Source organism: Noviherbaspirillum denitrificans, assembly GCF_002211445.1.
Classification (GTDB): domain Bacteria; phylum Pseudomonadota; class Gammaproteobacteria; order Burkholderiales; family Burkholderiaceae_D; genus Noviherbaspirillum; species Noviherbaspirillum denitrificans.
Genome location: NZ_LSTO01000001.1, coordinates 1,646,868 through 1,652,839 on the forward strand (window position 1 = coordinate 1,646,868; position 5,972 = coordinate 1,652,839).

Annotated in this window: 5 protein-coding genes; 2 read left to right on the forward strand and 3 right to left on the reverse strand. The window is 63.5% G+C overall.

Annotated elements, in window-relative coordinates; genetic code table 11:
* The 3 genes from ftsH to AYR66_RS08225 all read right to left on the reverse strand — a co-directional run.
* Nucleotides 1–1,602, reverse strand: a 1,602-nt coding sequence (ftsH, locus tag AYR66_RS08215) for an ATP-dependent zinc metalloprotease FtsH (protein WP_088709687.1), incomplete at its 3' end; no start/stop codon positions are given.
* Nucleotides 1,603–1,744: 142 nt separating this feature from the next.
* Nucleotides 1,745–2,212, reverse strand: coding sequence for a DUF934 domain-containing protein (locus AYR66_RS08220; RefSeq protein ID WP_088707099.1), 468 nt, complete (start codon nucleotides 2,210–2,212; stop codon nucleotides 1,745–1,747).
* A gap of 6 nt (nucleotides 2,213–2,218) precedes the next feature.
* A complete protein-coding gene (locus AYR66_RS08225; protein WP_088707100.1) occupies nucleotides 2,219–3,877 on the reverse strand; it encodes a nitrite/sulfite reductase in 1,659 nt (552 codons plus the stop codon).
* Between the two features lie 196 nt (nucleotides 3,878–4,073).
* Between AYR66_RS08225 and AYR66_RS08230 the strand changes: the two genes are divergently transcribed.
* Together AYR66_RS08230 and AYR66_RS08235 are read left to right on the forward strand one after the other, a co-directional pair.
* Nucleotides 4,074–4,775: a c-type cytochrome gene (locus AYR66_RS08230; RefSeq protein WP_088707101.1), complete on the forward strand. Its 702-nt coding sequence runs from the start codon at nucleotides 4,074–4,076 to the stop codon at nucleotides 4,773–4,775.
* Between the two features lie 14 nt (nucleotides 4,776–4,789).
* A partial coding sequence (locus tag AYR66_RS08235; RefSeq protein WP_234814851.1) for a cytochrome c occupies nucleotides 4,790–5,972 on the forward strand: 1,183 nt, incomplete at its 3' end.

Genomic DNA, 5,972 nt, shown 5'->3' on the forward strand with positions numbered 1-5,972 from the left:
GGTGCGCGACTGCACGCCGAGGCCGTCCTGCTCGTCGGTGTAGACCATCGTGCCCAGCGTTTCCGACATGCCGAAGCGAGTCACCATCGCGCGGGCGAGTTTCGTCGCGCGTTCGAAGTCGTTCGATGCGCCGGTGGATTGCTGCTGCATGAAGATCTCTTCCGCGATGCGTCCGCCGAACAGGATGGCGATGTCTTCCAGCATCTTGTCCTTGTACATGTTCACGCGGTCATGCTCCGGCAGCTGCCAGGTCAGGCCGAGCGCATAGCCGCGCGGCATGATGGTGACCTTGTGCACCGGGTCGGCCTTGGGCAGCAGCTTGGCCACCACCGCATGGCCGGACTCGTGGTACGCGGTATTGCGGCGCTCTTCCTCGCGCATGATCGCCGACTTGCGCTCCGGACCCATGATGATCTTGTCCTTGGCATCCTCGAAGTCCTGCATGTCCAGCAACTGCTTGTTGCGGCGTGCGGCGAACAGTGCCGCTTCATTCACGAGGTTCGCCAGTTCGGCGCCGGAAAAGCCCGGCGTGCCGCGCGCCAGCACACCGATCTCCACGTCCGGCGAGAACGGCACCTTGCGCAGGTGCACGCGCAGGATCTGCTCGCGTCCACGAATGTCCGGCAAGCCCACCATCACCTGGCGGTCGAAGCGGCCCGGGCGCAGCAGCGCCTTGTCGAGGACGTCGGAGCGGTTGGTCGCGGCGACGACGATGATGCCGGAATTCGGCTCGAAGCCATCCATCTCGACCAGCATCTGGTTCAGCGTCTGCTCGCGCTCGTCATTGCCGCCACCCATGCCGGTGCCGCGCGAACGGCCCACGGCATCGATTTCGTCGATGAAGATGATGCACGGCGCATGCTTCTTGGCGTTCTCGAACAGGTCGCGCACGCGCGACGCGCCGACGCCGACGAACATCTCGACGAAGTCCGAACCGGAAATCGTGAAGAACGGCACCCGCGCCTCACCCGCCATCGCGCGTGCCAGCAAGGTCTTGCCGGTGCCGGGAGGCCCGACCAGCAACACGCCCTTCGGCACATGGCCGCCGAGCTGCTGGAACTTCTTGGGCTCGCGCAGGAACTCGACGATCTCGTCCACTTCTTCACGCGCTTCGTCGCAGCCGGCGACGTCGGCGAAGGTGGTGGTGTTGGTCGTGCCGTCTTGCATGCGCGCCTTGGACTTGCCGAACGAGAACGGCCCGCCCTTGCCGCCGCCCTGCTGGCGACGCATGACCCAGATCCAGACGCCGATCAGCAGCAGCATCGGGAACCAGGACATGAATACCTGCGACAGGAAGGAAGGCGGTTCCGGATTGCGTACATCGAACTTGATGTCGTTGTCGATCAGGTCGCTCACCAGTCCGCGATCAAGCAAGGTGGTGTTCGTGCTGACCTTCTTGCCGTCGTTGGTGACGGCGGACACGCGCGTGCCCTCGATCACGACTTCGCGGATATGCCTGGATTTCACCTGTTCCAGGAATTCCGAGTACGCCATGGGCGTCGACGAGGTGGAGCCGGAGCCGCTGAATTGCTGGCTGACGGCAAAGAAAACGACAAAGGCGACAAGCGCCGTAATGGCATTACGAATATGCTTCTGGTTCACATCTACTCCTCATGAGAGTCCCGCACGCGGGAGTCGCCGGCCGCTGCGAAAAAACAGAGGCCGGCCACCGGTCATTCTACGCGTCTTTGAGGATTTTAAAATCCGAAGCGATATTGATTAAATCTTCGGAAAAACGGAAGCTTTAGCGGCGCCGGAACAATGGCACCGGGTCATCGACCGCGCCCTGGTAGCGGACCGTGTAGTGGCTGAAGCTTTTCAGCGCGTCGTGGATATCCTTGTCGGCACGCACGGCAAACGCGTCGAAGCCGCAGCGGCGCATGAAGTTCAACTGGTCACGCAGCACGTCACCGATGGCCCGCAACTCCCCCGTCCAGCCATAACGGCTGCGCAGCAGCGTCGCGATGCTGTATCCGCGGCCATCGCGGAAAGTCGGGAAATCAATTGCAATGAGCTGCATTTTTGATAATGCCGGCAGGCAGGATTCGAAATCGTCGTCCGGCGAAATCCACACCGCCCTTGCATTTGTTGCAGTGGCAAGCGGCAGGATGCGGCGGGATTCTGGCGATGCGTTTTCCAGCGTGCGCACCACTTCCCAGTCATCGTCCACAACACATGGCTGGCCTTCAATGATCTTGATGATCTGTTGCATCTGCGTTTACTCCTGTCCGGAAATTTCCCGGTAGACATCTGACTTGAAAGGCTCCACGCCGACCCGCGCAAGCGTCGCGGCGAACGGTTCGTCATGCACGCGCAAGCGGCAGAACGTCCCGATGAGCCGCTCCACGACACCAGGCATCTCCCCGGCACGGAACGACGGGCCGATCACCTTGCCGAGCGCGGCATCCTTGCCCTGCGCGCCGCCTATCGTCACCTGGTACCACTCCTCGCCATCCTTGTCGACGCCGAGGATGCCGATGTTGCCCATGTGGTGGTGGCCGCAGGCGTTGATGCAGCCGGAAATGTTGAGCGACACATCGCCGAGGTCATGGATGAAGTCGAGGTCCTCGAAGCGTTGCGCGATCGCCGCCGCGATCGGCAGCGAGCGGGCGTTGGCGAGAGAGCAATAGTCGCCGCCCGGGCACGCAATGATGTCGGTCAGGAGCCCGACGTTGGCGGTCGCGAGGCCGTGCTCTGTCGCGCATTGCCACAGTCGATACAAATCGCGTTGGCGCACATCGGGCAGGATCACGTTCTGCTCGTGCGCGATGCGGATCTCGCCGAAGCCGAATTCCTCGGACCAGTCCGCGATCCTGTCCATCTGTGCGGCGGTCACGTCGCCCGGCGGCGTCATCGGGCCGGGCTTGGTCGACAGCGTGACGGCGGCATAGCCCGGCATCTTGTGCGGGTGGACGTTGCGCCGTGCCCATTGCGTGAAACGCTTGTCTGCTCCGTAACCGGGATCGACGTCGTCGAGCTGCTCGTAACCGCGTTGGCGGAAGAACGCGGCGACGCGCGCATACTCCTGCGCGGTCAGCGTCGCCGGGCCGTCTTTCAGGTGCAGCCACTCCTGTTCGACTTCGGCGGCGAACTGTTCCACGCCGATGGCCTTGACCAGGATCTTGATGCGCGCCTTGTACTTGTTGTCGCGCCGCCCGTAGCGGTTGTACACGCGCAAAATCGCCTCGACGTAGGACAGCAGGTGCTGCCACGGCAGCTGGTCGCGGATCTGAGAACTCAGGATGGGCGTGCGACCCAGCCCGCCGCCGGCGAACACGCGCAGGACGGTGTGGCCGTCGCCGTCACGGTACAGGTAGATGCCGACGTCGTGCATGCGCACCGCCGCGCGGTCTTCCTCCGACGCGCATAGCGCGATCTTGAACTTGCGGGGCAGGAAGGCGAACTCCGGATTCAGGGTCGACCACTGGCGCAGGATTTCCGCCAGCGGACGCGGGTCGAGCAATTCATCCTTCGCGACACCGGCGAACTGCTCGGTGGTGATGTTGCGCACGCAATTGCCGGAAGTCTGGATTGCATGCATCCGGACCGATGCGAGGTCGGCCAGGATGTCCGGCGCCTCTTCCAGCTTGATCCAGTTGAACTGGATATTCTGCCGCGTGGTGAAGTGGCCATATCCGCGGTCGTACTTGCCCGCGATATGCGCGAGCATGCGCAGCTGCGGCGCGGACAGCACGCCATACGGAATCGCGACGCGCAGCATGTACGCGTGCTTCTGCATGTACAGGCCGTTCTGCAGGCGCAGCGGGAGGAATTCTTCTTCCGTCAGCGCGCCGGACAAGCGGCGCGCCACCTGGTCCCTGAACTCCGCGACACGCTCGCGCACGAGCGCTTCGTCATATTCGTCGTACTGGTACATCCGGATACACCTGCTGTTGATTGCGTTGCATCCGATTGTCCAACGACGCGCGGCGCGGCAACAGATTCAGAAGACAGGAATTTGACCGGATCAGTTGGGGGTCTGCTATGCAAAAAGCAAAGCCAACTGCATCTGTTATGTGGCAAGCACAGGCATCACAATCGCCCTGTGACAACCGCATGCCGATCCTGAAATCATGTTCACGTTCCGAATCTCGATCCTGCCCATCCTTGCCTGCTTGCCGGTACAGGCGGCACTGGCGCAGGACACGCCCGTTCCCGACTCGATCGCGCAACGCGCGCTGGCCTGCACCGCCTGCCATGGCAAGGAAGGCCGTGCGACCAGCGAGGGCTTCTTCCCGCGCATCGCGGGCAAGCCGGCGCAATACCTGTACAACCAGTTGCGCAACTTCCGCGACGGCCGCCGCCAGTATCCGCAGATGACCTACATGGTCGCGCATCTTTCCGACGACTACCTGAAAGAAATGGCCGGCTACTTTTCTTCGCTCCATCCGCCGTATCCGCCGCCGCAGGTGGTCATTGTATTGCCCACTACAGCCGAACGAGGACGGCGGCTGGTGCGCAACGGCGATGCCGCGCGCAACATCCCGGCATGTGCGTCCTGCCATGGAGAACGGCTGACCGGCATGCTGCCTGCCATCCCCAGCCTGGTCGGATTGCCGCGCGATTATCTCAATGCGCAGTTCGGCGCATGGAAAGACGGCTCCCGCCGCGCCCACGCCCCCGATTGCATGGCGCAGATCGCCAGACAGATGAATCCCGAAGACATCGCCGCCGTCACCGCATGGCTGTCATCGCAGCCGGTGCCGGCCGACATGCGGGCGGAACCCGGGGCGGCGCACAAGCTGCCGCTGGCATGTGGCAGCCATCCGCAATGACAAAGAATCGACACATGAAACGCATCCTGTTATTGGCCGCCGCCCTCCTCATCGCCCTTCCCCTCGCGCTGGCCGGCTACGAGATCGCCAGCGAACCGGGAAGCAACGAAGCAAGCTCGCCTGTCACCGACAAGGCCGCGCAGGTCGCCAGGGGCGAATACCTGGCGAAAGCCGGCAACTGCATGGCCTGCCACACCGTCCGGGGCGGCGATGCCTACGCCGGCGGGCGCGCGATTCCGACGCCGTTCGGCACGGTCTATTCCTCCAACATCACGCCAGACAATGAAACCGGCATCGGCGACTGGACCGCGGACGACTTCTGGCGCGCCATCCATAATGGACGATCGAAGGATGGCAGTTTCCTCTATCCGGCGTTTCCGTATCCGAACTACACCAAAGTCACACGCGCAGATGCGGACGCGATGTTTGCCTACTTCAGGACGCTCGCGCCGGTGCGCAAGCCGAACCGCGAGAACGAACTGCGCTTCCCGTACAACCAGCGCATCCTCCTCGCGTTCTGGCGCGCGCTGTATTTCACGCCCGGCAGCTATCAGGCGGATGCGAATAGGCCAGCGGAGTGGAACCGTGGCGCCTACCTCGTCCAGGGGCTCGGACACTGCAGCGCCTGCCATACCGGCCGCACAGCGCTCGGCGGGGCGTCGCACGAAGACCTGTCCGGCGGCATGATTCCCATGCTCGGCTGGTATGCGTCGTCGCTGGCGTCGGATGCAGGGCCAGGTGAATGGGAACTTGATGAACTGTCCGCATTGCTGAAGTCGGGGGTTTTTCCACGCGGCGCGGTGTTCGGGCCGATGGCGGAAGTGGTCGGTCGCAGCCTTCAGCATTTATCGGAGGAGGACATCCACGCGATGAGCACTTACCTGAAGTCGCTGCCCAGTGCCGGTCCGCGTCGCCAGGAAGACGGCATGCTCGCCGGCGCCGATGCGGACGCGCTGTTACGGCAAGGCGCGAAGCTGTACGGCACGCATTGCGCGGAGTGCCACGGCGACGACGGAAAGGGCAAACCGCCCGCCTATCCGCCGCTCGCAGGGAACGTATCGCTCGGCGCCAACCCGGCCGTCAATGCCGTGCGCATCGTCCTGAACGGCGGCTACCCGCCCAGCACACACGGCAATCCACGGCCTTACGGCATGCCGCCATTCAGCACGGCCCTGAGCGACGCTGAAGTGGCAGCGG